28 protein-coding genes are annotated in these 24,164 nt (G+C 65.7%); 16 read left to right on the forward strand and 12 right to left on the reverse strand.

The window, feature by feature from the left end; translation table 11 throughout:
• The first annotated feature begins 9 nt into the window (after positions 1-9).
• Genes P24_RS16580 through P24_RS16600 form a run of 5 tightly spaced genes read left to right on the forward strand, consistent with a single transcriptional unit; the run spans position 10 to position 4,875 of the window.
• Positions 10-1,035 carry a GDP-mannose 4,6-dehydratase gene (locus P24_RS16580; RefSeq protein ID WP_008945900.1) on the forward strand — a complete coding sequence of 342 codons (1,026 nt, stop codon included), beginning with the start codon at positions 10-12 and terminating at the stop codon, positions 1,033-1,035.
• A 3-nt stretch (positions 1,036-1,038) separates the two neighbouring features.
• Positions 1,039-1,989 carry a GDP-L-fucose synthase family protein gene (locus tag P24_RS16585; protein WP_008945901.1) on the forward strand — a complete coding sequence of 317 codons (951 nt, stop codon included), beginning with the start codon at positions 1,039-1,041 and terminating at the stop codon, positions 1,987-1,989.
• Positions 1,990-2,021: 32 nt separating this feature from the next.
• A complete protein-coding gene (locus P24_RS16590) occupies positions 2,022-2,603 on the forward strand; it encodes a D-sedoheptulose 7-phosphate isomerase (RefSeq protein ID WP_008945902.1) in 582 nt (193 codons plus the stop codon).
• Entirely contained in the window at positions 2,600-4,090 is a 1,491-nt protein-coding gene (rfaE1, locus tag P24_RS16595; RefSeq protein ID WP_008945903.1) for a D-glycero-beta-D-manno-heptose-7-phosphate kinase, read from the forward strand. Before P24_RS16590 ends, rfaE1 begins: the two co-directional genes overlap by 4 nt.
• An 11-nt stretch (positions 4,091-4,101) precedes the next feature.
• A complete protein-coding gene (locus P24_RS16600; RefSeq protein ID WP_008945904.1) occupies positions 4,102-4,875 on the forward strand; it encodes an SDR family NAD(P)-dependent oxidoreductase in 774 nt (257 codons plus the stop codon).
• Positions 4,876-4,878: 3 nt separating this feature from the next.
• Here the strand turns inward: P24_RS16600 and P24_RS16605 are convergent, their stop codons facing one another.
• Positions 4,879-5,313, reverse strand: a complete 435-nt coding sequence (locus tag P24_RS16605) for a type II toxin-antitoxin system HicB family antitoxin (protein WP_008945905.1) — start codon at positions 5,311-5,313, stop codon at positions 4,879-4,881.
• On the reverse strand, positions 5,313-5,501 hold the full coding sequence (locus P24_RS16610; protein WP_008945906.1) for a type II toxin-antitoxin system HicA family toxin: 189 nt from the start codon (positions 5,499-5,501) through the stop codon (positions 5,313-5,315). Before P24_RS16610 ends, P24_RS16605 begins: the two co-directional genes overlap by 1 nt.
• Positions 5,502-5,765: 264 nt before the next feature.
• Between P24_RS16610 and P24_RS16615 the strand changes: the two genes are divergently transcribed.
• From P24_RS16615 to P24_RS16640, 6 genes are all read left to right on the forward strand, one after another.
• Complete coding sequence (locus P24_RS16615) at positions 5,766-6,860, forward strand: TRAP transporter substrate-binding protein (protein WP_008945907.1); 1,095 nt, start codon at positions 5,766-5,768, stop codon at positions 6,858-6,860.
• Positions 6,861-6,865: 5 nt separating this feature from the next.
• Complete coding sequence (locus P24_RS16620; protein ID WP_008945908.1) at positions 6,866-7,372, forward strand: TRAP transporter small permease subunit; 507 nt, start codon at positions 6,866-6,868, stop codon at positions 7,370-7,372.
• Between the two features lie 13 nt (positions 7,373-7,385).
• Entirely contained in the window at positions 7,386-8,711 is a 1,326-nt protein-coding gene (locus tag P24_RS16625; protein WP_008945909.1) for a TRAP transporter large permease, read from the forward strand.
• An 82-nt stretch (positions 8,712-8,793) separates the two neighbouring features.
• Positions 8,794-9,468, forward strand: a complete 675-nt coding sequence (locus P24_RS16630) for a TerC family protein (RefSeq protein ID WP_008945910.1) — start codon at positions 8,794-8,796, stop codon at positions 9,466-9,468.
• Between the two features lie 69 nt (positions 9,469-9,537).
• Positions 9,538-10,890, forward strand: coding sequence for a pentapeptide repeat-containing protein (locus tag P24_RS16635; protein ID WP_008945911.1), 1,353 nt, complete (start codon positions 9,538-9,540; stop codon positions 10,888-10,890).
• Positions 10,887-11,351 carry an MmcB family DNA repair protein gene (locus tag P24_RS16640; protein ID WP_008945912.1) on the forward strand — a complete coding sequence of 155 codons (465 nt, stop codon included), beginning with the start codon at positions 10,887-10,889 and terminating at the stop codon, positions 11,349-11,351. The genes P24_RS16635 and P24_RS16640 overlap by 4 nt, the downstream gene beginning before the upstream one ends.
• 61 nt (positions 11,352-11,412) lie before the next feature.
• Here P24_RS16640 and rpmB read toward each other — a convergent pair whose 3' ends face one another.
• Together rpmB and P24_RS16650 are read right to left on the reverse strand one after the other, a co-directional pair.
• Positions 11,413-11,706 (reverse strand): 50S ribosomal protein L28, encoded by a 294-nt coding sequence (gene rpmB / locus P24_RS16645; protein ID WP_008945913.1) that lies wholly within the window; start codon positions 11,704-11,706, stop codon positions 11,413-11,415.
• A 177-nt stretch (positions 11,707-11,883) separates the two neighbouring features.
• Complete coding sequence (locus P24_RS16650) at positions 11,884-12,432, reverse strand: Lrp/AsnC family transcriptional regulator (RefSeq protein ID WP_322095731.1); 549 nt, start codon at positions 12,430-12,432, stop codon at positions 11,884-11,886.
• 53 nt (positions 12,433-12,485) lie between these two features.
• On the opposite strand from P24_RS16650, the gene P24_RS16655 reads away from it, so the two are divergent.
• Positions 12,486-13,124 (forward strand): LysE family translocator, encoded by a 639-nt coding sequence (locus P24_RS16655; protein ID WP_008945915.1) that lies wholly within the window; start codon positions 12,486-12,488, stop codon positions 13,122-13,124.
• A gap of 10 nt (positions 13,125-13,134) precedes the next feature.
• Positions 13,135-13,536, forward strand: coding sequence for an NUDIX hydrolase (locus P24_RS16660; protein ID WP_008945916.1), 402 nt, complete (start codon positions 13,135-13,137; stop codon positions 13,534-13,536).
• On the opposite strand, the gene P24_RS16665 is transcribed toward P24_RS16660, so the two are convergent.
• Positions 13,533-13,892 (reverse strand): PilZ domain-containing protein, encoded by a 360-nt coding sequence (locus P24_RS16665; RefSeq protein WP_008945917.1) that lies wholly within the window; start codon positions 13,890-13,892, stop codon positions 13,533-13,535. The genes P24_RS16660 and P24_RS16665 overlap by 4 nt on opposite strands.
• Positions 13,893-14,034: 142 nt before the next feature.
• Between P24_RS16665 and P24_RS16670 the strand changes: the two genes are divergently transcribed.
• Positions 14,035-14,331: a hypothetical protein gene (locus tag P24_RS16670; protein WP_008945918.1), complete on the forward strand. Its 297-nt coding sequence runs from the start codon at positions 14,035-14,037 to the stop codon at positions 14,329-14,331.
• Positions 14,332-14,334: 3 nt separating this feature from the next.
• Here P24_RS16670 and P24_RS16675 read toward each other — a convergent pair whose 3' ends face one another.
• Genes P24_RS16675 through P24_RS20175 form a run of 3 tightly spaced genes read right to left on the reverse strand, consistent with a single transcriptional unit; the run spans position 14,335 to position 15,510 of the window.
• Complete coding sequence (locus P24_RS16675; protein WP_008945919.1) at positions 14,335-14,745, reverse strand: DUF120 domain-containing protein; 411 nt, start codon at positions 14,743-14,745, stop codon at positions 14,335-14,337.
• Between the two features lie 14 nt (positions 14,746-14,759).
• Positions 14,760-15,296, reverse strand: a complete 537-nt coding sequence (locus P24_RS16680) for a protein phosphatase CheZ (protein WP_008945920.1) — start codon at positions 15,294-15,296, stop codon at positions 14,760-14,762.
• A complete protein-coding gene (locus P24_RS20175) occupies positions 15,283-15,510 on the reverse strand; it encodes a hypothetical protein (protein ID WP_147430994.1) in 228 nt (75 codons plus the stop codon). Before P24_RS20175 ends, P24_RS16680 begins: the two co-directional genes overlap by 14 nt.
• Between P24_RS20175 and P24_RS16685 the strand changes: the two genes are divergently transcribed.
• On the forward strand, positions 15,500-17,182 hold the full coding sequence (locus P24_RS16685; protein ID WP_008945921.1) for a formate--tetrahydrofolate ligase: 1,683 nt from the start codon (positions 15,500-15,502) through the stop codon (positions 17,180-17,182). The genes P24_RS20175 and P24_RS16685 overlap by 11 nt on opposite strands.
• A 33-nt stretch (positions 17,183-17,215) precedes the next feature.
• Here P24_RS16685 and P24_RS16690 read toward each other — a convergent pair whose 3' ends face one another.
• The 3 genes from P24_RS16690 to P24_RS16700 form a co-directional block, all read right to left on the reverse strand.
• A complete protein-coding gene (locus P24_RS16690) occupies positions 17,216-18,172 on the reverse strand; it encodes an acetyl-CoA carboxylase carboxyltransferase subunit alpha (protein WP_008945922.1) in 957 nt (318 codons plus the stop codon).
• 83 nt (positions 18,173-18,255) lie between these two features.
• Positions 18,256-19,662: an MATE family efflux transporter gene (locus P24_RS16695; RefSeq protein WP_008945923.1), complete on the reverse strand. Its 1,407-nt coding sequence runs from the start codon at positions 19,660-19,662 to the stop codon at positions 18,256-18,258.
• A gap of 483 nt (positions 19,663-20,145) precedes the next feature.
• Positions 20,146-20,913, reverse strand: a complete 768-nt coding sequence (locus P24_RS16700; protein WP_008945924.1) for an MOSC domain-containing protein — start codon at positions 20,911-20,913, stop codon at positions 20,146-20,148.
• A 210-nt stretch (positions 20,914-21,123) separates the two neighbouring features.
• Between P24_RS16700 and clpB the strand changes: the two genes are divergently transcribed.
• Positions 21,124-23,721 carry an ATP-dependent chaperone ClpB gene (gene clpB, locus P24_RS16705; protein WP_008945925.1) on the forward strand — a complete coding sequence of 866 codons (2,598 nt, stop codon included), beginning with the start codon at positions 21,124-21,126 and terminating at the stop codon, positions 23,719-23,721.
• A gap of 259 nt (positions 23,722-23,980) precedes the next feature.
• Here the strand turns inward: clpB and P24_RS20320 are convergent.
• Positions 23,981-24,164: hypothetical protein (locus tag P24_RS20320; protein ID WP_008945926.1), on the reverse strand; the 184-nt coding region annotated here is incomplete at its 5' end.

A 24,164-nucleotide genomic window follows, 5' to 3' on the forward strand; every position in this document is an offset into this window, starting at 1 on the left:
GCCTAAGCCATGAGGACCGCCCTGATCACCGGCGTGGCCGGTCAGGACGGGTCCTATCTCGCGGAATTCCTGCTGGAAAAAGGCTATAGGGTGCACGGCCTCGCACGGCGCATCGAAAGCGCTGCGGTCTGGCGAATCGCCCATCTGCTGCCGGGGGAAGACGATCCGGAACCCCGCTTCTTCCTGCATGAGGGCGACATTCTGGATGCCGGCTTCCTGCGCGGCCTGATCGACGAGACGCAGCCGGACGAACTCTACAATCTCGCCGGCCAGAGCCATGTCGGCCTGTCCTTCATCCAGCCAGCCCGCACCATGGCGGTGATCGCCACCGGCACGGCCACGGTGCTGGAGGCGCTGCACGTGCATTGCCGGGCCAGCGGGCGGCAAGTGCGCTTCTATCAGGCCGGCTCGTCGGAGATGTTCGGCGACTCTTCCCCGCCTCAGAATGAGGACACGGTGTTCCGCCCGCGCAGCCCCTATGGCGTGGCCAAGTTGGCCGCCCACAATGCCACGACGGTCTATCGCGACGCCTATGGGCTGTTCGCCTGCAACGGCATCCTGTTCAACCATGAAAGCCCGCGCCGCGGCGAGAATTTCGTCACCCGCAAGGTGACGCTGGCCGCTGCCCGTATCGCCGCCGGGCAGCAGAACCGGCTGGCGCTGGGCGATCTGTCGGTGCGGCGCGACTGGGGCCATGCTGCCGACTATGTCCGCGCCATGTGGCTGATGCTGCAGCAGGAGGAGCCGGAGGATTATGTCATCGCCACCGGCCAGTCGCATACCATCGGGGATTTGCTGGAGATCGCCCTCGGCCTAGCCGGGCTGGACTGGCGGCGTCATGTGGTGAGCGATCCCGCCTGCCGCCGCCCGCTGGAGGTGGATCATCTCTGCGGCGATGCCGGCAAGGCAGCGCGGCTGCTCGGCTGGCGGCCGACCGTCGGCTTCGAGGCGCTGGTCGCGGAGATGGTGGAAGCCGACCTCGCGCGCTACGGGTTGCGGCCGGCACAACCGGCCCAGCGGCTGATGACTGCCTGAGCGATGCTGCTGCCGGACAGCCGGGTCTATGTCGCCGGCCATACCGGGCTGGCCGGATCGGCGATCTGCCGCAGGCTGGAGGCGGAAGGCCATCGCAACCTCCTCCTGCGCACGCACACCGAAGTGGAATTAACTGACGAGGGCGCGGTGGAGCGCTTCTTCGACGCCGAAAAGCCCAGCCATGTGATCCTGGCTGCCGCGAAGGTCGGCGGCATCGCCGCCAATGCCGCCTTCCCGGCCGAGTTCCTGTCAGTCAATCTGCGCATCGCCGCCAACGTCATCGAGTCCGCCTGGCGGCATGGCGCGGAGAAGCTGCTCTATCTCGCCTCCTCCTGCATCTATCCGCGCGTCACGCCGCAGCCGATCCGCGAGGAGGCACTGCTGACCGGCGCGCTGGAGCCGACCAACGAGGCCTATGCCATCGCCAAGATTGCCGGGTTGAAGCTCTGCCAGGCCTATCGCCGGCAGCACGGGTTCGACGCCATCGTGGCGATGCCGACCAACCTCTATGGCCCGCACGACCGCTTCGACCTGGAAGCCGGCCATGTGCTGCCTTCCCTGCTGCGCCGCTTCCACGAGGCGAAGGAAGCAGGCGCGCCCGAAGTCATCGTCTGGGGCAGCGGCAGCCCGCGCCGCGACTTCCTGCACGCCGACGATCTGGGCACCGCCTGCCTGACGCTGCTGCGCGATTACTCGGACGAAATGCCGGTCAATATCGGCAGCGGCGATGACATACTGATCCGTGACCTCGCCTTTCTCGTCGCGGAAATCACCGGCTATCGCGGCGCGATCACCTTCGACCCCTCCCGGCCCGACGGCACGCCGGAAAAGCGGCTGGACATAACGCGGATCAGCGGGCTGGGCTGGCGCCCTGCCATCGATCTGCGCAGCGGCATCGAACAGACCTATCGCTGGTACCGGGAAAATTGTGCTAGGGAAACCGCCACAGTCTGAATTCGGAATCTGCAAACCCGAACGGGGCGGTTATGGACCTGGCTTCCTTCTACGCGGCGGAATTCGCGGAACATGCGGCGGTCACGGCGGCGACGCACGAGGCGCTGGCCCAGCCCTTCGCGGCGCTGGTCGAAGCCAGCTGCGCCGCGCTGAATGCCGGCGGCAAAATAATCTTCTTTGGCAATGGCGGCAGCGCCGCCGACGCGCAGCACCTGGCGACCGAATTGTCGGTGCGTTACATCACCGACCGCAAGGCGATCCCGGCGCTGGCGCTGACCACCGACAGCTCGGCGCTGACCGCCATCGGCAATGATCTGGGGTTCGAGCAGCTGTTCGCCCGGCAGATCGAGGCGCTGTGCCGCAAGGAGGATATGGTGATCGGCATCTCCACCTCCGGCCGCAGCCCCAATGTGACCAAGGGGCTGCAGGCGGCGAAGGCCATCGGCGCGCGGGTGGCGGCCCTTAGCGGCAAAAACGGCGGCGATCTGGTCGGGCTGGCCGATCCGCTGCTGATTGTCCCATCATCGACCACGGCGCGCATCCAGGAGATGCACATCATGCTGGGCCAGATGCTGTGCGGCGCCATCGAAAAGAAGCTGGGACTGGCGTCATGACAGAGGAAACCACCGACTTCACCGCCGATCTGGAGCGCATCGCCGGCGCCCGGCTGCTGTGCGTCGGCGACGCCATGCTGGACCGCTTCATCTATGGCAGCGTGGACCGCATCTCGCCGGAAGCGCCGATCCCGGTGCTGCAGATTCAGTGCGAACAGGCGATGCTGGGCGGGGCCGGGAATGTGGCGCGCAACCTGTCGGCGCTGGGCACGGAAAGCTGCTTCCTCACCGTGCTGGGCCGCGACGAGGCCGGCCGAATGCTGATCGGGCTGGTCGGCGAGGAAACCAGCATCGAAGCGCAGCTGCTGTTCGAGGAGAACCGCCGCACCACGGTGAAGCGCCGCTACATCGCCGGCGGCCAGCAGCTGCTGCGCGCCGATGACGAGCTGGTGGCGCAGATCGCGCCGGCCAGCGTCGCCGATTTGCTGTCGCGCGCCGAGACCGACCTTGCGACCAGCGGCGGACTGATCCTCTCCGACTATGGCAAGGGCGTGCTGACCGATGCCGTCGTCACAAGGCTGATCGAGATGGCGCGGGCGGCGGGCCGGCCCATCGTGGTCGATCCCAAAGGGGCGGATTTCGGGCGCTATGCCGGCGCCACCATCCTGACGCCGAACCGCAAGGAACTGGCCGAGGCGAGCCGCCTGCCGGTCGGCACCGATGCGGAGGTGGAGGAAGCCGCTAGGAAGATCATCGAGAGCTGCGACGTCGCCATGGTGCTGGTGACGCGCAGCCAGGACGGCATGACGCTGGTGCGCGCCGACGCCCCGCCGCTGCATCTGAAGGCGGCCGCGCGGGAGGTCTATGACGTATCGGGCGCGGGCGACACGGTGGTCGCGGTGCTGGCCGCCGGGCTGGCTGCCGGCATCCCGGTGGAGCGCGCGGCGGAACTGGCGAACCTGGCGGCCGGCATCGTCGTCGGCAAGGCCGGTACCGCCGTCGCCACACCGGGCGAGATCCTGAACGCGCAGCACGCCACCAGCCTGATGTCGATGGACCGCAAGACCGTGCCGCTGTCCACCGCCGCAGAGACCATCCGCGGCTGGCGTACCCACGGGCTGAAGATCGGCTTCACCAATGGCTGTTTCGACCTGCTGCATCCGGGCCATGTCTCGCTGCTGGCGCAGGCCCGCAAGGTCTGTGACCGGTTGGTGGTCGGGCTGAACAGCGACGCCTCGGTGAAGCGGCTGAAGGGCGAGGACAGGCCGGTGCAGTCGGAAGCCGCGCGCGCCGCCGTGCTGGGCTCGCTGGCCAGCGTCGATCTGGTGGTGATCTTCGCCGAGGACACACCAATCCATCTGATCGAAACGCTGCGCCCCGACGTGCTGGTGAAGGGCGCGGACTATACGGTGGAGACCGTGGTCGGCGCCGAGATCGTGCAATCCTATGGCGGGCGCGTCGTGCTGGCGACGCTGGAGGCCGGATTCAGCACCACCGGCACCATTGGCAAGTTGACTGGCGGCAAGCTGACCGGTCGCAAGGCGTAGGAGACAGCGGGATGGGCAGGCTCGACGGCAAGGTTGCGCTGATCACCGGGGCGGCATCCGGTATCGGCCGGGCCATCGCAAGGCGCTTCGCCGCCGAAGGCGCATCCATCCTGATCGCCGACCTGTCCGAGACTGTCCGCGAGGGCGGGGAGCCAACCCGCGCGCTGATCGAAGCCGAAAGCCATCCGGTGCGCTTCGTCGCCACCGACGTGTCCGACGAGGCGCAGGCGCAGGCCGCCATTGATGCCGCCGTCAGCAGCTTCGGCCGGCTGGACATATTGGTGAACAACGCCGCCATCGGCACCGACACACCGCTGACCGAGACGCCGCTGGCGGACTGGAACCGCGTCATCGCGGTGAACCTGACCGGCCCGTTCCTGATGGCGCGCGCCGCCGTGCAGCAGATGCTGACGCAAGATATCGTTCAGGGCGTGCGCGGGCGGATCGTGAACATCACCTCGCAGCACGGCATGGTCGCCGCACCGAACGACATCGCCTATGGCGTCTCAAAATCCGGCCTCGTCTATATGACGCGCCAGATCGCCGTGGATTATGCGAAGCACCACATCCTGTGCAACGCCGTGGCACCCGGAAAAATCCTGACCGGCAAGACCGGCCGTGCCGTCGATCCCGCCATCCTCGCTTATTCCGAATCGCGCACGCCGATGCCGCGCCTCGGCACGCCGGACGATGTGGCCGGGGCGGCACTTTTCCTCGCCTCCGACGATGCCAGCTTCATCACCGGTGAGAATCTGATGGTCGATGGCGGCTGGATGGCTTTCTAGCCGTTAGCGCGCGAGAAAACTCGTCAGATCGGTCTGTGCCACGTCGATCCCCTTGCCGAGCGCCGCGAACGCCGCGTCGAACTGGTCAAGCTGGGTTGCATGGTTGGGATCGAACAGCCGGTCCACCTGCGTACGCTTCCAGCCGAGAAGCCGCATCAGATCGGCGCGCGTTTTCCCCTGCTCCCACAAGGTCCGGTAGAGCGTCACCTTGAGGGTCAGCAGAGTCGAGAGGGTCGCCTGCACGGCACCATCCGTGCCTTCCGGAACAGGTTCCCACGCATCGAGGCGCGCGGCGATCGCCTCCTCGATGGCGTTACGGGCTTGGCGTACCGCCGCCTCCGCCGTCTCGCCATAGCTTGTGACCTCCGGAAGGTCCGGGCAGGTGGCGAGCAAGGTGCCATTATCGTCCCTAGTCAGAACGACGGGATAAGTCAGCATCAGATCAGTCCCAAATCGCGCTTAATCTTGTTCACAAGGCCCGTTCCGAGTTCCTTGGCGGAGCCGTGCATCGGCAATTGAGTCTTCCTGTCACCGAGACGGACCGTCAGATGACCGGAACCGCCTTTGTGACTGGCGAAGGTGCATCCCTGCTTTTTCAGCCAGCGCTTCAGTTCCTTCGCATTCATGCCATAGGATACTCCACAGATATGTGGAACGCCAGCCTACTGGTCAAGCTGCTAATTTGTGCAGCGCAGCAGCGGACTGCCCACGCTTTCAGCGCGCCGGGCCGTCCGTGAAACCGCATCGCGCGGCAGTGAAATTCCCATAACCACCTGATCCCCTGTCCTTTTGGCCGCTGGTCCTACCAGTGGCATGCACCGTGCAATTCCGGCGGCGAGGCCTCGGCACGAGGCTCCCAAGCAGAACAAGCGGACAGAGGAGTATTTCACATGGAACGCCGTTCCTTCATGAAGGCCGGCCTTGCCGGCACTGTTGGCGCGACTGCCGCGCTGGCCGCCCCGACCGTCGCGCGGGCGCAGTCCACCATCACCTGGAAGATGACCAACGCCTACGGGCCGAACGCCCCCTTCTATGTCGTCGGCCCGGGCAGCCCGACCGACATGGCGAAGAAGCTGGAGACGATGTCCGGCGGCCGGCTGAAGATCCAGCATTTCGCGGCGGGCGAGCTGATCCCGGCGCTGGAGGGCTTCGACGCCGTCGCCGCCGGCACGGTGGAGGCGAATGCCGCCAATTCCTATTTCTGGTCCGGCAAGGTGTTCGCCGCCCAGTATTTCACAACCGTTCCCTTCGGCATGAGCTTCCAGGGCCACATGGCCTGGCTGTATCACGGCGGCGGGCTGGAGCTGTGGCAGGAGGTCTACAAGCCGTTCAACCTCGTTGCCTTCCCGATGAACAATACCGGCGTGCAGATGACCGGCTGGTTCCGCAAGGAAGTGACCAGCGTCGATGACCTGAAGGGCCTGCGCATGCGCATTCCGGGCCTGGCCGGCAAGGTCTATGGCCAGCTGGGTGTCGATGCCCGACTGCTGCCCGGCGGCGAAATATTCCCGGCGCTGGAGCGCGGCGTGATCGACGCGGCGGAGTTCGTCGGTCCGTTCCAGGACCGCCGCCTCGGCCTGCAGAAGGCGGCCAAGTTCTACCACACCACCGGCTGGCACGAGCCCGCCACCACCGGCGAGCTGGTGATCGGCGCCGCTGCCTGGGAGAAGCTGCCGGCGGACCTGAAGGAGATGGTGAAGGTCGCCTCCATGGCCTGCGTGCTGGAAAGCCTGACCTGGAGCGAGGCGGTGAACGGCGAGGCCCTGACCGAGCTGGTGGAGAAGGATGGCGTGACCGCCAAGCCGCTGCCCGACGCGGTCATCGCGCGACTGAAGGAAGCCACCTATGACACGCTGGCGACCGAATCGGCGAAGGACCCGCTGACCAAGAAGGTCCATGACAGCTACATGGGCTTCAAGAAGAAGCACGATAAATGGGCGAAGCTGAGCGAGGGCGCGTTCCAGAGCGCCGCTCTCGGCAGCTGACACGCGTGAGCGCAATCGCGAAACTGGCCGGGCGGCTCGACCTTGTGGTCGAGCTGTTCGGCCGCCTCGCCGCCTGGATCGGTGTCGCCCTGGTGCTGCTGGTGGCCGGCAATGTGCTGGTCCGCTATTTCCTGCATACCGGCGCCATCTGGCTGCAGGAGCTGGAGTGGCATCTGATCGCGCCGATCGCGCTGTTCGGCATGTCCTATGCCCTGCTGCATGGCGAGGCGCTGCGCGTCGATGGCCTCTACCAGCGCTTTCCCGAACGCGTACGCCTTGCCATCGACATCGTCTCCGGCCTGGCCATGGCGCTGATCGCCGCCCTGCTGGTGAAGCTGTCCATCCCCTTCGTCCTGCAATCCTACGGCATGGGCGAAGGCTCGCCGAACCCGGACGGCATCCCGCACCGCTTCCTGCTGAAGGCGTTGATCCCGCTGGGCTTTGCCGTGCTGTTCGTGCAGGCAACGGCGGAGACGCTGAGGGCCATCCTGAAGCTTTTCCCTTCCCGCTGACCCGGTCTTTTCCATGTCCCCGAACGAGATTCTGGCGATCCTGACGGTCGTCTCCTTCTTCACCATGCTGATGGTGGGCGTGCCGGTCGCGGTCGGCCTCGCCGTCTCCGGCTTCGTGTTCGGCTACATCGGCTTCGGGCCGCTGCTGTTCAACCTGCTGCCGGCGCGCATCTTCGGCGTGGTCTCGAACTACACGCTGCTGGCCATCCCGCTGTTCGTCTTCATGGGGGTGATGCTGGAGAAATCGAAGCTGGCGGAAGAGCTGCTGGATGTGGTCGGCCATCTGTCCGGCTCGATGCGCGGCGGCATGGGTATCGCCATCGTGCTGGTCGGCGTTCTGATGGGCGCCTCCACCGGCATCGTTGGCGCCACCATCGTGACGCTGGGCCTGCTGACCCTGCCGGCGCTGCTGCGGCGCGGCTACGACAAGGGACTGGCCTGCGGCACGATCTGCGCCTCGGGCACGCTGGGGCAGATCATCCCGCCCAGCCTGATCCTGCTGCTGCTGGCCGATATTCTGGGTGAATCCGTCGGCACCATGTTTGCCGCCGCGGTGTTTCCCGGCCTGATCCTGGCCGGGCTGTACGTCCTCTACATCCTGGCCACCGCCTATTTTCGGCCCAGCCATGCCCCGGCAATCTCCGCCGAGGAGCGTGCTGCCCTGCCACGCCGTCAGCTCTATGCCAAGCTGTTCAAGGTGGTGTTGCCGCCGCTGTTGCTGGTGGTCGCGGTGCTGGGGGCCATCATCGGCGGCGTCGCCGCACCGACCGAGGCGGCCTCGATGGGGGCACTGGGGGCGATCCTCGTCTGCGCTGTCTCCGGCAAGCTCTCCTACGCCCTGCTGCGCGACGCGGCGCGGGCCAGCCTGTCGATCTCCGGCATGGTGTTCCTGATCCTGATCCTGTCGCAGGTGTTCGGCCTCGCCTTCCGCGGGCTGGGCGGCGAGAAGCTGGTCGAGCATATGTTCGAATGGGCGCCCGGCGGCGTGACCGGCAGCCTGATCTTCCTGATGCTGCTGCTGTTCGTGCTGGGCTGTTTCCTGGAATGGATCGAGATCAGCTACATCGCGGTGCCCCTGTTCCTGCCCTATTTCATCGCCCAGGACGTGAACCTGGTCTGGCTCGGCACGCTGATCTGCGTGAACCTTCAGACCAGCTTCCTGACACCTCCCTTCGGCTGGGCGCTGTTCTTCCTCAAAGGCGTCGCCCCGCCCGGCGTGACCACCGGCGACATCTATCGCGGCGTGGTGCCCTTCGTGCTGCTGCAGATGATCGGCATCGCCATCGTGTTCCTGGTTCCCGGAACGGCGACCTGGCTGCCGGCGGCCATCGGCTGGTAGCCGCCTGTTGTAGAGCCGCCCTCTTGTGGAGAAGGGGCCGGCATGCGATGTAAGAGCCTCCTGCCTTGAGAGACCCTTACCCATGCTAGGCTTCGACTGGCTGACGCCAGATATGCTGAGCGCCTTCTTCCAGGTGCTGATGATCGATATCGTGCTGGCAGGCGACAATGCCATTGTCGTTGGCCTCGCCGCCGCCGGCCTGCCGAAGGACCAGCGGGTGAAAGTCATCATGCTGGGCATCGCGGCGGCGACGGTGCTGCGCATCATCTTCGCGCTGATGACCACGCAGCTGATGCAGGTCATCGGCCTGCTGTTCGCCGGCGGCATCCTGCTGCTGTGGGTATCCTGGAAGATGTGGCGCGAGCTGCGCGCCGGCCATGCGGCGGAGCAGGCGGCCGCCAACGCCGCCCTCGACAGCGCGGATGAGAGCTTCACCGACCCGGCCAGCAAGGCAGCACCCGAGCTGCCGCGCAAGACCTTCGCGCAGGCAGCGCTGCAGATCGTGCTGGCCGACGTCTCGATGTCGCTGGACAATGTGCTGGCTGTAGCCGGGGCGGCGCGCGAGCATCCGGAGGTGCTGGTGATCGGCCTCGTGCTGTCGGTCGCCTTCATGGGGCTGGCCGCCAGCCTGATCGCCAACCTGCTGAACCGCCACCGCTGGGTTGCCTATGTGGGCCTTGCCATCATCCTCTATGTGGCACTGGCGATGATCTATGAGGGGGGCCTGCAGATCATGGCGGCAGCCCAGACCCTGTAGCCTAAGGCGCCTCGACAAAGCCACAGAAGCGCGCCAGTCTGGCGTAATGACAGCCAGCCGGGAACGCGCATGACGAGGACACCGTCGCTTGGTGACGATGGCGGCTTCGAGTGGAAGCGCCTGGCGCAACAGGAGCTTGACCGGGCGCTTGACCTGCATGAGCAGTTCGTCGGCGGCCGCATGGGCGGGCAACGTGCCAATTTCCTGCTGCACGACCTGTCCTATCTGGATTTTTCCGGCCGTGACCTGTCCAATGCCGACCTGTCGGGCGCGCGGCTGCATCACGCCGTGCTGGAGGGCGCCACGCTGCGCGCGGCCAGCCTGTTCGGCGCCGATCTCACGCAGGCCAATCTGCGCGGCGCGGACCTCACCCGCACCGACCTGCGCGGTGTGCATCTGCGCGGTGCCGACCTGACCAATGCCAACATGGTCGAATGCGACCTGCGCGACGGGCTGCTGATGCGCCCCGACAAGAAGGGCAATCTGGTCGGCATCGGCCAGCATGCCCGCACCACCGATGTCGGCTCCGCGATCCTGGCCCGCGCCGACCTGTCGAACGCCAAGATGTCGAACGCCTTCATCGTGCAGACCGACCTGACCGACTGCATCCTGCGCAATGTGAAGCTGGTGCGCGCCGACCTCAGCAACTCCAACCTCACCGGCTCCATCCTGGAAGGGGCGGACCTGACGGAGGCGACCTTCGACGGCGCCGTGCTGCATGGCGCCATCCTGATCGGCGCCATCCTGAGTGAGACCTCCTTCGCCGGCGCGGATCTGGCGGGGGCTGTCTTCGGCACGGTCGATTACGGCTCAGCCAGCTTCCAGAACGCGCTGAAGCCGGTGCATTTCGACACGCTGGATATCACGCTGCAAACGCTGGTGCGCCAGCATGTGGACTGGATCAGGACCGCCGGGAAGAAGGGCCGCCGCGCCAACCTGACGCGCATCGACCTTTCCGGCATGAAGCTGGCAGAGCTGAACTTCTCCGCCGCGGCCTTCGAGTTCGCGGTGCTCGCCAGAACCGACCTGCAGAAATGCGAGCTGCTGATGGCCGATATGGGCTTCGCCGACCTGCGCGGCGCGGATATCTCGCGCGCTGACCTGCGCGGGGTCAATCTGAAGCGCGCCAACCTGACCGGCGCCCGGCTGGTGGCCGCCAAGATGAACCCGGTGCCGATCTTCGGCGCGGTGACCCAGTTCTGGACCAGCCAGCTGGAGCACGCGAAGTTCGTCGAGGCGGACCTGTCGGGCATCGACATGCGCAAGGTGGTCGCCCGCAGCGCCAGCTTCGTGAAGGCGGTGCTGCGCAATGCCGATCTGTCGGGCGCTGACCTGCAGGATGCCGATTTCACCGAGGCCGATTTGCGCGGTGCCAATCTGGAAGGCTGCGATCTGCGCGGCGCCATTGGCATCCGGCAATGAGCAGCCTGCCCGCCACCGTGCCCGCAATCGCGGCGTCGCCGCTTATCGCCAGCGATATCGTGCGCGGCACCTGCCGGCTGCTCGCCGCACACGGCCATGGCACGCTGACCGAGGTGACGCTGCGCACCGGCCGCCGGGTGGATGTGATGGCGCTGGCGCCGGATGGCAGCATCACCGTGGTGGAGGTGAAATCCTCCGTGCAGGATTTCCGCAGCGACCGCAAATGGCGCGATTATCTGGAGTTCTGCGACCGGTTCTTCTTCGCCGTGGGGGAGGGGTTTCCGCACGACATCCTGCCGGACGAGCCAGGGCTGATCGTCGCTGACCGGTTCGGTGCGGCCATCCTGCGCGAGGCGCCGGAGGCACGGCTGGCGCCGGCGCGGCGCAAGGCACTGACCCTGAAATTCGCGCTGCTGGGCAGCCAGCGCCTGACCCGCACGCTCGATCCGGAAGCCTGCTGAACCCCAAAAGCAAAAGGCCCGCTTTTCAGCGGGCCTCTGCGTATCTCTGGAAGCGGCGCTATCAGGCGGCCTGCTTCTTCTCCATCGCCTTCACCACGCGGCGCTTAAGCTGGCGCGCCTCGGTGGTCAGCGCGGCCACCCGGGTGTTCAGCAGATAGGCGTCGATGCCGCCATTCTTCTCGATGGTGCGGATCGCGTTGGTGCTGAGTCGCACGCGGACCATGCCGAGCACATCGGACAGCAGCGAGGTTTCCTGCAGGTTCGGCAGGAAACGGCGGCGGGTCTTGTTGTTGGCGTGGCTGACGTTGTTGCCGACCAGCACGCCCTTGCCGGTGATCGTGCAGCGTTTCGCCATGTCTCGTCTCCGAATTCCTATGGCAGGGCAAGCCCTGACGGTTGAGCGGGCTTCTGGCCCAGAAAATAGCGTACCCAGCCGGCAATCCGGCTCAGGAGAGCGCGGTTTGTAGCCGCTCCCGCCCGCCCCGTCAAGCCATCCGGGACGGAATCTTTCCCAAATTTCTTTTAGACCGGCTTAAGGCTCGATGCGCACGCTGGGGCCGGACAGCAGCATCTTGCTCTTCACCGGCGAGGACAGCACGATGGAGCTGCTGGTCTGGCCGAAGGTCCGCAGCTGGGCAATCACAGCCTCCAGATGCGCCGGGGAGGAGACCAGCACCTTGAACAGGAAACAGTCGATGCCGGTAACATGGTGGCATTCGATGATCTCGCTCAGATTGCGGGCCATCGCGGCGACGCGGGCATACTGGTCGCCATTCAGCCTGAGATGGATGAAGGCCAGTGTCGGAAAGCCCAGTCGCGTCGGATCAATGGTCGCCCGGTAGCCGGCGACGATGCCCATATCCTCCATGCGGCGCACGCGTTCGGCCACGGCGGGTGAGGAAAGCCCCACACGACGGCCCAGCTCGCTGAAGGATAACCGCGCATCTTCCTGCAAAGCACGCAGGAGTTGCCAGCCAACCTTGTCTAGAACACTTTCCGAATCGAAAGCCATATTATCTGGGGAGTTTGGTTTTACGGATATTTTTTTTACTTTACTTTCCATCCACAGTTTCATCAACATTTTCCACAGCCGCCGCGAAAACAATCGCCCGGCAGCACCCGAACGGACCCCGGATGGACCTGCTTTTCTTCTATAAGGCGCTGGCCGTCGGCTTCGCGATCGCCGCCCCGGTCGGCCCGATTGGCGCGCTGTGCATCCAGCGCACGCTGAAGCGCGGCCTGCCGGCTGGGCTGGCGGTCGGGCTGGGGGCAGCACTGGCGGATGGCACCTATGGCGCCGTCGCCGCCTTCGGGCTGGTGTCGGTCATGGATTTCTTCGTGGCCTGGCAGGATGTGCTGAAGATCGGCGGAGGCGTGTTCCTGATCCTGCTCGGCATCAAGGCCATCGTGATCTATGCCGATGCCGACCGGCTGCCCGAACGCCCCATCCTTCCCTTCCTGGCCCCGGGCGGAAAGCTGGGCCTGGCGGGCGAGGTGATCGCCACCTTTGCGCTGACCCTGACCAACCCGATGACCATCCTGTCCTTCATCGCGATCTTCGCCGGGCTGGGGCTGATGCATGCCGGCGGCGAGACGTCGCAATCGATTGGCCTGACCGTCGGGGTGTTCGTCGGCTCCGCCCTGTGGTGGGTGCTGCTGTCCGGCTTCGTTACGGCAATCCGGGGGCGCATACCGGATACGGCGCTGCCCTGGATCAACCGTTTCGCCGGCGCGCTGCTGATCGGTTTCGGCGCCGCCGCCATCACCACCTAGGACTCCACATATGGCAGGCCCTGTCTTTCCGGTGTCGATCAAGGGGGTGATCCTGCATCGCGGGCAGGTGATCCTGCTGCGCAACGAGCGCGCGGAATGGGAATTGCCGGGCGGGCGTCTGGAACCGGGCGAGCAGCCGGAAAACTGCTTGCACCGGGAAATCTTCGAGGAGCTGTATCTCGATGTCGTGGTCGGTCCGCTGCTGGATTGCTGGACCTACCGCATCGCCCAGGTAGACCGCGAGGTGGTGATCGTCAGTTACGCCTGCCGGCTGAAGCACGATCTGGGATCGCTCAGCTTCAGCCAGGAGCATCTGGATGCCGGGCTGTTCGCAGTGGATGATCTGGCCGGTCTGGCCCTGCCGGAGGGCTATCGCCGCGCCATTGCCAAAGCGGCTGGCGGCGCTGCTTAATTCTCGTCGCCGGCAAGCTCGCGCTGATGCGTGAAATATTTGATGATCTGCTTCTTCAGCCCCGGATTCATGCTGTAGAAGAAGGCGCCGACCATGCCGTCGGGCTGCACCCGCGCCACCACCGCCTCGACCGGAAAGTCGATATTGACCACATCGTCCTTCACGCAGAGGCGCAGATAGATTTTCTGCTTCGGCACGACCTGGTCGCACGGACCGAAGAACAGGCCGGTCAGGCTCCAGTTCTTCAGCGCATAGCGATGCCCGTCAAGTTCGACGAAGCAATCCCCGACCGGCTCGACGCGCGGAGCAATCCGGCGCTCGTCGGTTGAGAGCATTTCCTTCAATCTCGCGAACATGACCTTGCCTTGCCTTTCCGTGGCCAACCGATTCAAATGTTCGCCACGACGCAATTAAACACGGTTAAGCTGAATCAATCGTTAACGCCACAAAACATTGAAAATGTGGCCTTATTGTCTCCGCCGGGAAGGGTCTGCGATCATGGTCGAAGTGAACATACTGCGCGATGTGGGCGAGATCATCGGCGCGGGCCTGGCCTGGATTGCCGATACGGTGCTGGGCGCCCTGGACTCACTGGGCGCCATCTTCTCGGATTTCTTCGGCGGGGTGGCCAGCGGCGCCGGCATGGACGATGCCAGCCTGTTCGCCTGGGTGCTGCTGGCGCTGGGAGCCTTGTTCATCGTGGGGGCGCTGCAGGCCTTCATCGGGGCGCGCATCGTCGGCGGCATCTTCCAGCTGGTCATCGGCGCCGCCCTGATCGGCTGGGCCGTGACATGAGGCCTATCTGAAGCTGTCGACCAGCCGGAAATCGAGGCGGTCGCCATCCGCCAGTCCCAGATGCTCACGCAGCCTGACCTCGCAGGCGATCTCCACCTGGTTGGCCGGATAGTCCGGCTCGTCGCCGCGCAGGATCAGCCCGCGATAGCGCCCGGCAATCAGCGCCCGGCCAATCGACAGCCCCTTGCGGGCCGGCGCATGGTCGGTCCACACGGTAACGCCCAGATCGGCCTCGGTCACATAGAAGGGCAGAAATCCGACAAAAGGCAGGTCGAGCAGCAAATTCAGCGTGCCCGGCACCATGCCGATACCGCCCGCCAGCGCCTGCAGCCCCTGATGCACCGGCTCCAGCGCCATGCGGTCGCTGGCGAAGCCACGCCCCGCCGCGACGCGCCCGCGATGGGCCGGCCCCATCGCCTCCACCCCGCTCAGTCGAACAGGCGGTCGATATCGTCCTGGCTGACGCCCTTGCCCTTCAGCTGCGGACCATTCAGCAGGGCGGCGTCGCCCTCGCGGGCATCCTCGCCGATTTCCTTGGACAGGCGTGCCAGCTCGTCCTTGCCCCACAGGCTGACCATGGTATTCAGCTTCTCGTCGATGAATTTCAGCGAGGTCACGACCTTGGAAACGCGCTGGCCGGTAATGTCCTGGAAGGTGCAGGCCTCGAACACCGCGCCGATACGGTCGCCGATGGCATCCAGCTTCTTGGTCATCGGCTTGTTGTCCGGTGCCATGTCGCGGATTTCCTGGGCGATGGCGTCGATTGCCTCGACGCTTTCCAGGATGGTGTTGGTCGCATCCTCGGTCGCCGCGACGATGGCGTCCAACTCCTGCGACATGCTGTTGAAATGGTCGGTATCCTCGCCCGGCTTGCGGATCGCCGCCAGTTCACGCCGGATCTTCTGGGTGAAGGCGAAAAGCTTCAGGATTTCGGGCTTAAGGTCAGTGGCGTTATTGCCGGACATTGTTCTGAATCCCCACAAAGACGGCCAGTGCCGCACTGGCCCAGCCTAGTAGCCGTCGAATTAAGCAAAGGTTAACGGCCTTGCTGGACGAATGGCGGAAAGATTCGCCATAGTGCCGTCCGTCATAGCCAAGTACCTTCAAACACAATGCCAGCCTTGGCCCGCCGCGGCCATAAAGAAAACCGGAAACAGGGAAGAACGCGATGGTCAGCAAGCCGAAATCCGATATCGAGATCGCCCGTGAAGCGCGCCTCAAGCCGATTGAGGAGATTGCCGCGAAACTGGCGATCCCGGCGGACCGGCTGTACCGCTATGGCCCGACCAAGGCGAAGATCGATCTTGGCTATATTGCATCGTTGAAGGACCGGCCGGACGGCAGGCTGATCCTGGTCACGGCGATGAGCCCGACCCCTGCCGGCGAGGGCAAGACCACCACCACGGTGGGCCTCGGCGACGGGCTGAACCGGATCGGCCGGAAGGCGATGATCTGCCTGCGCGAACCCAGCCTCGGCCCGTGCTTCGGCATGAAGGGTGGTGCTGCTGGCGGCGGTCATGCCCAGGTCGTGCCGATGGAGGATATCAACCTCCACTTCACCGGCGACTTCCACGCCATTGCGGCGGCAAACAACCTGCTGGCGGCGCTGATCGACAACCACATCTACTGGGGCAACGAGATCGGCATCGACACCCGCCGCGTCAGTTGGCGCCGCGTGGTGGACATGAATGACCGGGCGCTGCGCCAGATCGTCAGCTCGCTGGGCGGGGTGGCCAACGGCTACCCGCGTGAGGACGGGTTCGACATCGTGGTCGCCTCCGAGGTGATGGCGATCTTCTGCCTGGCGACCGACCTGGAAGACCTGACGGCCCGGCTGGGGCGCATCGTCATCGGCTATACCCGCGACCGCCGGCCGGTGCGCGCGGCCGAGTTGATGGCCGCCGGGCCGATGACAGCGTTGCTGCGTGATGCGCTGATGCCCAATCTGGTGCAGACGCTGGAGAACAACCCGGCCCTCGTGCATGGCGGGCCGTTCGCCAACATCGCGCATGGCTGCAATTCGGTGATCGCCACCAAGGCAGCGCTGAAGATGGCCGACTATGTGGTGACCGAGGCCGGGTTCGGTGCCGATCTGGGCGCCGAGAAATTCTTCGACATCAAGTGCCGCAAGGCGGGACTGGCGCCGGATGCCGCCGTCCTCGTCGCCACCGTGCGCGCGCTGAAGATGCATGGCGGCGTCGCCAAGGCCGATCTGGGGCAGGAGAATGTCGCCGCCGTCGAGGCCGGCCTCGCCAATCTGGGCCGGCACATCGCCAATGTGCGGAAATATGGCGTGCCGCTGGTCGTCGGCATCAACGGCTTCACCGGCGATACCGAGGCGGAGGTCGCCGCCGTGCTAGAATTCTGCCGGGCGCAGGGCGTGGATTGCTTCCTCAACCGGCACTGGGCGGAAGGCGGCAAAGGCATTGAGGCGATGGCCGCACGCGTGGCCGAGCTGGCGGATAGCGGTCAGTCCAACTTCAAGCCGCTCTATCCCGACGGGATGCGGCTGGCGGAGAAAATCCGCACCGTGGCGCGGTCGATCTATGGCGCCGAGGACATCGCCTTCGACGCCACCGTCGCCAAGCGCTTCGAGCAGCTGGAGGCGGATGGGTTCGGCAATTTCCCGGTCTGCATCGCCAAGACGCAGTACAGCTTCTCGACCGATGCCGCGGCACGCGGCGCGCCGTCGGGCCATATCGTGCCTGTGCGCGAGGTCCGGCTGTCGGCGGGGGCGGAATTCGTGGTGGCGATCTGCGGCGACATCATGACGATGCCCGGTCTGCCGCGCGTGCCGGCGGCCAATGCCATCCATGTGAACGAAAAGGGTGAGATCGAGGGGCTGTTCTAACGCAGCCCCTCAAAACCCGGTCGGGAAAAACGGTCAGGACAGGCCGATCTTGCCCATGGCGAGGAACTTTTCGCGGCGCTTCGCCTTCAGCTCCTTGCCGTCCAGCGGCAGCAGCGTCTTCAGCGCCTTCTCCACGGCATCGCCCAGCGCGGTCAGCGCGTCGCCCGGCCGGCGATGCGCGCCGCCCACCGGCTCGGCCACGATCTCGTCGATGACGTCGAGCTTGTGGAGGTCCTGCGCGGTCAGCCGCAGCGCCTCGGCGGCAACCTGAGACTGGTCGGAACTGCGCCACAGGATCGAGGCGCAGCCTTCCGGCGAGATCACCGAATAGACCGAATGCTCGAACATGATGACATGGTCGGCGGCGGCCAGCGCGATGGCGCCACCGGAACCGCCCTCGCCGACGATGCAGGCGATCACCGGCACCTTCACGGCAAGGCAGGCCTCGATGGAGCGGGCAATGGCCTCGGCCTGGCCGCGCTCTTCCGCACCGACGCCGGGATAGGCGCCCGCCGTATCGATGAAGGTGACGATGGGCAGGCCGAACCGGTCGGCCAGCTCCATCAGCCGGCGCGCCTTGCGGTAGCCCTCGGGCTTCGCCATGCCGAAATTATGGCGCACCCGTTCCTCGGTGGTCGCGCCCTTCTCCATCCCCATGACGACGACGGAATGGCCGCGGAACCGCCCCAGGCCGCCCGGCAACGCGGCATCCTCGGCGAAGTTCCGGTCGCCGGCCAGCGGCGTGAATTCCTCGATCAGGTGCGAGACGATGTTCTTGAAGCGCGGCCGGTCCTGATGGCGGGCGACCTGCACCTTCTGCCAGGGAGTGAGCTTCTGGTAGGTGGTCAACAGCAGACGCTCGACCTTGCCTTCCAGCCGGGCCACTTCCTCGGCGATGTTGATCTCACTGCCGCCGGACAGGTGCCGAAGCTCCTCGATCTTGCCTTCGACCTCGGCAATCGGCTTCTCGAAATCCAGAAAACTGCGCATGCGCCCCAAGGACCTGTTGTGTCGCGAAGTCGGCGGCACCATACCGGCGCCGCCGTCTTGGCACAAGTCGGGGGTTTATCCCGCTAGAGTCTGGACCGGGCGAGAAAGCGCAGGGTCAGCGCCACCGCGACACTGGCCAAGCCGATCACGAAACCCAGCCACACGCCATAGACGCCGCCCCAGCCCGGCGCGATATCGACCCAGTAGCCCAGCACCACCGCACCGGTGAAGCCCAGCCCCCAATAGCCGGCAATCGCATAGGCCATCGGCACAGCGGTATCGCGCAGGCCGCGCAGCGCCCCCAGCGCGATGGTCTGGGTGGCATCGAACAGCTGGAACCAGGCCGCGATCAGCAACAGCCGCACCGCGATCTCGATGACCGGCACATTCTCCGCCAGCGCGTGATCGAGGAACAGGCCGGCGATGAAATCCCCCGCCAGCCAGAAGCCAAGCGCCGCCAGCGCCGCATAGCCGAGGCCAAGCGACAGCGAGATGACGCCTGCCCGTCGCACGCCCGGCCGGTTGCCGGCCCCGACCGCCAGCCCGACACGGATCGTCGTCGCCTGCGACAGGCCATAGGGCACCATGAAGCTGAGCGCCGCGCATTGCAGGGCGATGGCGTGTGCCGCCAGCGCCTGGATGCTGATGGCGCCGATCAGGAAGCTGGCGGCCGAGAACAGCCCGACCTCAGCCAGGTTGGTCAGGCCGCTGGGCACGCCGATGCGGAAGATGGTGGCGAAGCGCGACCAGTCCGGCCGCCACCAGCGCGCCAGGATGCGATAGCGCCGCAGCCGCCGGTTCGTCAGGCAATAGGCCAGCAGCACGGAGAACATGGCGATGTTCACCAGCACGGAGCTGACCGCCGCGCCCACCAGCTCCAGCCTCGGAAAGCCGAAATTGCCGAACATCAGCGTGTAATTGCCGAGGATGTTCAGGAAGAAGCCGGTGGTGGAGCTGATCAGCACCAAATGCGCCTTGCCATGCGATGCGACCAGGATGCGCAGCGGAATCAGCCACAGGACGAAGGGGATGGCGATCAGCGAGACATGCAGATAGCTCTCCGCCAGCGTCACCGCCTCCGGCTGCTGGCCCAGCAGCGACATGATCGGCGCGGAGAACAGCAGCACGAAGAAATAGGGCACCGACAGCGCGGCTCCGGCCCAGAATCCCTGTCGCACGCTGCGCCGGACATTGCGGAACTGCCGCGCCCCCAGCGCCTGCGAGATCATCGGCGCGACCGCCGCCAGAATCCCCATGCCCAGGAAAAACAGCGGAAACATGTAGTTGGTCGCCAGCGTACCGGCGGCCAGCATTTCCGGCCCCAGCCAGCCGGTCATCACCACGTCGGTAGTGTTGATCGCCATCTGGGCGAGCTGCGCCAGGATCAGCGGCAGCGCCAGCTTCAGCGTGGCGCGGGTCTCATCCCAGTTGGGCCGGCCGCTCTCGGCAGGCGGGCGGGTGTCTTTCAAAAGACTGGCGGCGACGGACATTCTTCATTCCTCCGCCGAGGGAGCCGGACAGACGGGGCGCTGGATTTTGGTGGCAAGCAGCCTGGCAGAAATAAAAAAGCGCGCCTTCGTCAGGGTCCGGCGCGCTCGGCTGTTCTTATTTCAGCGTTGGATTATGGCGCGCGGCGGGCGGACTCGTTCCGGGATTCCGACGGAATTCCCGCGAGAGAGACAGCCTCGATCCTGATGAAGGTGCGTTTTGCCATAATGATCCTGTCCTACCCGCCCCTCGCCGCCCGGTCAAGCCGGGAAGTTACAGAGATGAGGATGCCGGTGATTACGCACCGGCATCGCCCCATTTTTCTTCCCGTCACCCCCGCACTTGTTGCCCATGGGCACATCGGGGGTCCAGGCTTCCGCTTGCTGGATCGACTGTCGAGTAAACTGAACCCTGGATTCCCGGCACAAGGCCGGGAATGGCAGTCAGAGGAGGGGGTTAGCGGCAGAGAATGAGGCCTTACTTGCTCAGGAAACCGTCAGCGTGTCGCCGGTCCGCACGGTGCCCGGCTCGGTCACCTGCAGATAGACACCCATGTCGAAGTGCCCGAAGCCCCGGCGCAGCGCCAGCGGCAGGTTGGCGTCACGCTCCGCCGTCTGCGGGTTCACATTGGTGGCGGCACAGCGGCCGATGCGCTTGTAGAGTTTCAGCCCGACCTCACCCAGCTGGACTTTCGTCTCCTCGGTCCAGCCGAATTCCGCCCAGGCCGGCAGCCCCTCGATATAGAGATTGCCGCGGAACCGGATGGGATCGACCGGATGGCCGGTGACTCGCTCCAGATCGCGGATGCTGGCGAGGTTGATGAGCGACAGCTTGCCGTCAAGGGAATCGGTGAAGGCATCCTCCTTCGCCTCGATCAACCGCAGCGCTCCACGCACCTCGCCGGCCAGATAGGCACGCAGGAAATCCTCGACGATGGTGCGGCCCAGCGGCGTGGTGATGTCGGCGCGCGCCACCTGCCGGCCGTCGCGCTTCAGCGTCAGATGCCCGGTCTCCGGCTCGAAAGCCGCCTCAATGCCGGCCAGCTTGGCGCAGTTTACCAGCGTGACGAAATTGGCCTTGGGCGCCCAGCCGCCATCCGGCGGCAGATCGGTGGTGGAGCCGTGGGCGATGGCGAAGCGCCGGTCATGCGGCAGCGCCTTGTCGACCGACAGGGCGGCGGATTCGAGGTCGTGCGCGCTCATCCCCTTCACGGGGTAGCGGCACAGGCGGGCAAGGGTCGGCGAATCGGACATGCTTCACTCTCTAAACCTATAGGGTGCCCTGTCAACGCGCGATTCCAGCCACTTATTCACGCACCCGCCTCTTGTGTGACACAAAGGACACGCCATCTCTAGCACAGAGCATGGATCCTCTTCCGATGCGGCCGCCGCCAGGCGGGGCCGCGCCCTCGGAAATGGCCTTACGGGCAGCACGGATCGATGTGTCGCAAAAGGAGAAATCGCATGGACATCGAGAAATTCACCGAACGGTCGAAGGGCTTCCTGCAGTCGGCCCAGACCATGGCGCTGACGCGCGGCCATCAGCGGCTGATGCCGGAGCATCTGCTGAAGGTGCTGCTGGACGATGCGGAAGGGCTGGCCGCCAACCTGATCCGCGCTTCGGGCGGCGACCCCGCCAAGGCGCTGGCCACCACCGACGCGGTGCTGGAGAAGCTGCCGCGCGTCGAGGGCAGCGGCGCAGGGCAGGTCTATCTCTCGCCGGAGCTGGCGCGCATCCTCGACCAGGCCACCAAGATCGCCGAGAAGGCGGGCGACAAGTTCGTCACCGCCGAGCGGCTGCTGCTGGCGCTCGCCATGGCCGACGGCACGGATGCCGGCAAGGCCCTGAAGGAGGCCGGCCTCACCCCGCAGAAGCTGAACGAGGCGATCAACGATGTCCGCAAGGGCCGTACCGCGGATACCGCGACCGCCGAGCAGGGCTATGACGCGCTGAAGCGCTATGCCCGTGACTTGACGGCCGCCGCGCGCGAAGGCAAGATCGACCCGGTAATCGGCCGCGACGAGGAAATCCGCCGCACCATCCAGGTTCTGTCGCGCCGCACCAAGAACAATCCCGTGCTGATCGGCGAGCCCGGCGTCGGCAAGACCGCCATCGTCGAGGGGCTGGCCCAGCGCATCGTCAATGGCGACGTGCCGGAGACGCTGAAGAACCGCCGGCTGCTGTCGCTCGATCTGGGCGCGCTGATTGCCGGCGCCAAGTTCCGCGGCGAGTTCGAGGAACGGCTGAAGGCGGTGCTGAGCGAGATCGCCTCGGCGGCCGGCGAGATCATCCTTTTCATCGACGAGATGCACACGCTTGTGGGTGCGGGCAAGGCGGATGGCGCGATGGACGCCTCCAACATGCTGAAGCCGGCGCTGGCGCGCGGCGAACTGCATTGCGTCGGCGCCACCACGCTGGACGAATACCGAAAGCATGTGGAGAAGGACGCCGCCCTGGCGCGGCGCTTCCAGCCGGTCTTCGTGTCCGAACCGTCGGTGCCGGAGACCATCTCCATCCTGCGCGGGCTGAAGGAGAAGTACGAGCTGCATCACGGCGTGCGCATCACCGACAGCGCCATCGTCGCGGCGGCGCAGCTGTCCAACCGCTACATCACCGACCGCTTCCTGCCCGACAAGGCCATCGACCTGGTGGACGAGGCCGGCAGCCGGCTGCGCATGCAGGTGGATTCGAAGCCCGAGGAGATCGACGAGCTGGACCGCAAGATCATCCAGCTGAAGATCGAGCGTGAGGCGCTGAAGAAGGAGAGTGATTCCGCGTCGCGCGACCGGCTGGAGAAGCTGGAGGTCGAGCTGTCCGAGCTGGAGAGCGAGAGCGCCGACCTGACCGCGCAGTGGCAGAGCGAGAAGGAAAGCCTGTCCGCTGGCCAGAAGCTGAAGGAACAGCTGGACCAGGCCCGCACCGAGCTGGAGATCGCGCAGCGGCGCGGTGAGCTGCAGCGTGCCGGCGAGCTGATGTATGGCGTCATCCCCGAGCTGGAGCGCAAGCTGAAGGGTGCCGAGGATGACGGCAGCCATCACATGCTGAAGGAGGAGGTGACGGCGGAGGAGATCGCGCAGATCGTCTCGCGCTGGACCGGCATCCCCGTCGACAAGATGATGGAGGGCGAACGCGAGAAGCTGCTGACCATGGAGGGCAAGCTGCGCCAGCGCGTGATCGGCCAGGACCCGGCCATCATTGCCGTGTCCAACGCCATCCGCCGCGCCCGCGCCGGGCTGCAGGACCCGAACCGGCCGATCGGTTCCTTCCTGTTCCTCGGCCCCACGGGTGTGGGCAAGACGGAGCTGACGAAGGCGCTGGCAGAATTCCTGTTCGATGACGAGCAGGCGATGGTGCGCATCGACATGTCGGAATACATGGAGAAGCATGCCGTCAGCCGGCTGATCGGCGCGCCTCCCGGCTATGTCGGCTATGAGGAGGGCGGGGCGCTGACCGAGGCGGTGCGTCGCCGGCCCTATCAGGTGATCCTGTTCGACGAGGTCGAGAAGGCCCACCCCGACGTGTTCAACGTGCTGCTGCAGGTGCTGGACGATGGCCGCCTGACCGATGGCCAGGGCCGCACGGTCGATTTCCGCAACACGCTGATCATCATGACCTCGAATCTGGGGTCGGAGATAATGGCCAGCGATGCCAGCGGTGCCGATGTGGAGAGCATGCGGGCCGCCGTGATGGAGGTGGTGCGCGCCGCCTTCCGCCCGGAATTCCTGAACCGGCTGGACGATATCCTGCTGTTCCACAGGCTGACCCGGGAGAACATGACCGGCATTGTCGAGGTGCAGCTGGGCCGTCTGTACAAGCTGCTGGAAGACCGCAATATCGCGCTCGACCTGTCGGACGCGGCGAAGGCCTGGCTGGGCGATGCCGGCTACGACCCGGTCTATGGCGCCCGGCCGCTGAAACGGGTGATCCAGCGCGAACTGCAGAACCCGCTGGCGACCATGATCCTGGAAGGCTCGATCCATGATGGCGACCGGGTAAAGGTCGATGTCGAGGATGGCCTGCTGGCGATCAACGGCAAGCGCATCGTGGAGCAGGCCGCCTGAGACTGTTTTGCCTGACCCCAGGCCGTTTGCCGCAAAAGCAAAAACCCCCGGGAGCAATCCCGGGGGTTTTTCTATTGCCTTGAGGCGACGCAAAAGCGTCTCGGTCCACTCCGCCCGTCACCCCCGCATTTATTGCGGGGGTCCAGGCCTCAGCTAACTGGATGCCCGGCCGATCAGACTGAACCCTGGATTCCCGGGACAAGCCCGGGAATGACAGTCAGAAAAACTGATCGACCGAGAGACAGTCTGCACAGCCCGCTCAGGCGGCGCCGCTTTCCTCTTCCACCGGCAAGGTGCCCTGCTCGGCATCGGCGCTGCGGACCCGGGGCGCGCGACGGCGGCGCACCGGCGCGGCCGGCTGCTCAGCATTATCGCCGGCTTCCGGTGCGGCGACAGCCTCCGGCGTCTCGGCATCGGCACTGCGCGACCGGCGCGGGCGGCGC

Source organism: Oceanibaculum indicum P24, assembly GCF_000299935.1.
Lineage (GTDB): Bacteria > Pseudomonadota > Alphaproteobacteria > Oceanibaculales > Oceanibaculaceae > Oceanibaculum > Oceanibaculum indicum.

Coding starts and splice junctions, on each gene's coding strand:
- P24_RS16580 (WP_008945900.1), top strand. CDS start 10: ATGAGGACCGCCCTGATCACCGGCGTGGCCGGTCAGGACGGGTCCTAT.
- P24_RS16585 (WP_008945901.1), top strand. CDS start 1,039: ATGCTGCTGCCGGACAGCCGGGTCTATGTCGCCGGCCATACCGGGCTG.
- P24_RS16590 (WP_008945902.1), top strand. CDS start 2,022: ATGGACCTGGCTTCCTTCTACGCGGCGGAATTCGCGGAACATGCGGCG.
- rfaE1 (WP_008945903.1), top strand. CDS start 2,600: ATGACAGAGGAAACCACCGACTTCACCGCCGATCTGGAGCGCATCGCC.
- P24_RS16600 (WP_008945904.1), top strand. CDS start 4,102: ATGGGCAGGCTCGACGGCAAGGTTGCGCTGATCACCGGGGCGGCATCC.
- P24_RS16605 (WP_008945905.1), bottom strand. CDS start 5,313: ATGCTGACTTATCCCGTCGTTCTGACTAGGGACGATAATGGCACCTTG.
- P24_RS16610 (WP_008945906.1), bottom strand. CDS start 5,501: ATGAATGCGAAGGAACTGAAGCGCTGGCTGAAAAAGCAGGGATGCACC.
- P24_RS16615 (WP_008945907.1), top strand. CDS start 5,766: ATGGAACGCCGTTCCTTCATGAAGGCCGGCCTTGCCGGCACTGTTGGC.
- P24_RS16625 (WP_008945909.1), top strand. CDS start 7,386: ATGTCCCCGAACGAGATTCTGGCGATCCTGACGGTCGTCTCCTTCTTC.
- P24_RS16630 (WP_008945910.1), top strand. CDS start 8,794: ATGCTAGGCTTCGACTGGCTGACGCCAGATATGCTGAGCGCCTTCTTC.
- P24_RS16635 (WP_008945911.1), top strand. CDS start 9,538: ATGACGAGGACACCGTCGCTTGGTGACGATGGCGGCTTCGAGTGGAAG.
- P24_RS16640 (WP_008945912.1), top strand. CDS start 10,887: ATGAGCAGCCTGCCCGCCACCGTGCCCGCAATCGCGGCGTCGCCGCTT.
- rpmB (WP_008945913.1), bottom strand. CDS start 11,706: ATGGCGAAACGCTGCACGATCACCGGCAAGGGCGTGCTGGTCGGCAAC.
- P24_RS16650 (WP_322095731.1), bottom strand. CDS start 12,432: ATGTTGATGAAACTGTGGATGGAAAGTAAAGTAAAAAAAATATCCGTA.
- P24_RS16655 (WP_008945915.1), top strand. CDS start 12,486: ATGGACCTGCTTTTCTTCTATAAGGCGCTGGCCGTCGGCTTCGCGATC.
- P24_RS16660 (WP_008945916.1), top strand. CDS start 13,135: ATGGCAGGCCCTGTCTTTCCGGTGTCGATCAAGGGGGTGATCCTGCAT.
- P24_RS16665 (WP_008945917.1), bottom strand. CDS start 13,892: ATGTTCGCGAGATTGAAGGAAATGCTCTCAACCGACGAGCGCCGGATT.
- P24_RS16670 (WP_008945918.1), top strand. CDS start 14,035: ATGGTCGAAGTGAACATACTGCGCGATGTGGGCGAGATCATCGGCGCG.
- P24_RS16675 (WP_008945919.1), bottom strand. CDS start 14,745: ATGGGGCCGGCCCATCGCGGGCGCGTCGCGGCGGGGCGTGGCTTCGCC.
- P24_RS16680 (WP_008945920.1), bottom strand. CDS start 15,296: ATGTCCGGCAATAACGCCACTGACCTTAAGCCCGAAATCCTGAAGCTT.
- P24_RS16685 (WP_008945921.1), top strand. CDS start 15,500: ATGGTCAGCAAGCCGAAATCCGATATCGAGATCGCCCGTGAAGCGCGC.
- P24_RS16690 (WP_008945922.1), bottom strand. CDS start 18,172: ATGCGCAGTTTTCTGGATTTCGAGAAGCCGATTGCCGAGGTCGAAGGC.
- P24_RS16695 (WP_008945923.1), bottom strand. CDS start 19,662: ATGTCCGTCGCCGCCAGTCTTTTGAAAGACACCCGCCCGCCTGCCGAG.
- P24_RS16700 (WP_008945924.1), bottom strand. CDS start 20,913: ATGTCCGATTCGCCGACCCTTGCCCGCCTGTGCCGCTACCCCGTGAAG.
- clpB (WP_008945925.1), top strand. CDS start 21,124: ATGGACATCGAGAAATTCACCGAACGGTCGAAGGGCTTCCTGCAGTCG.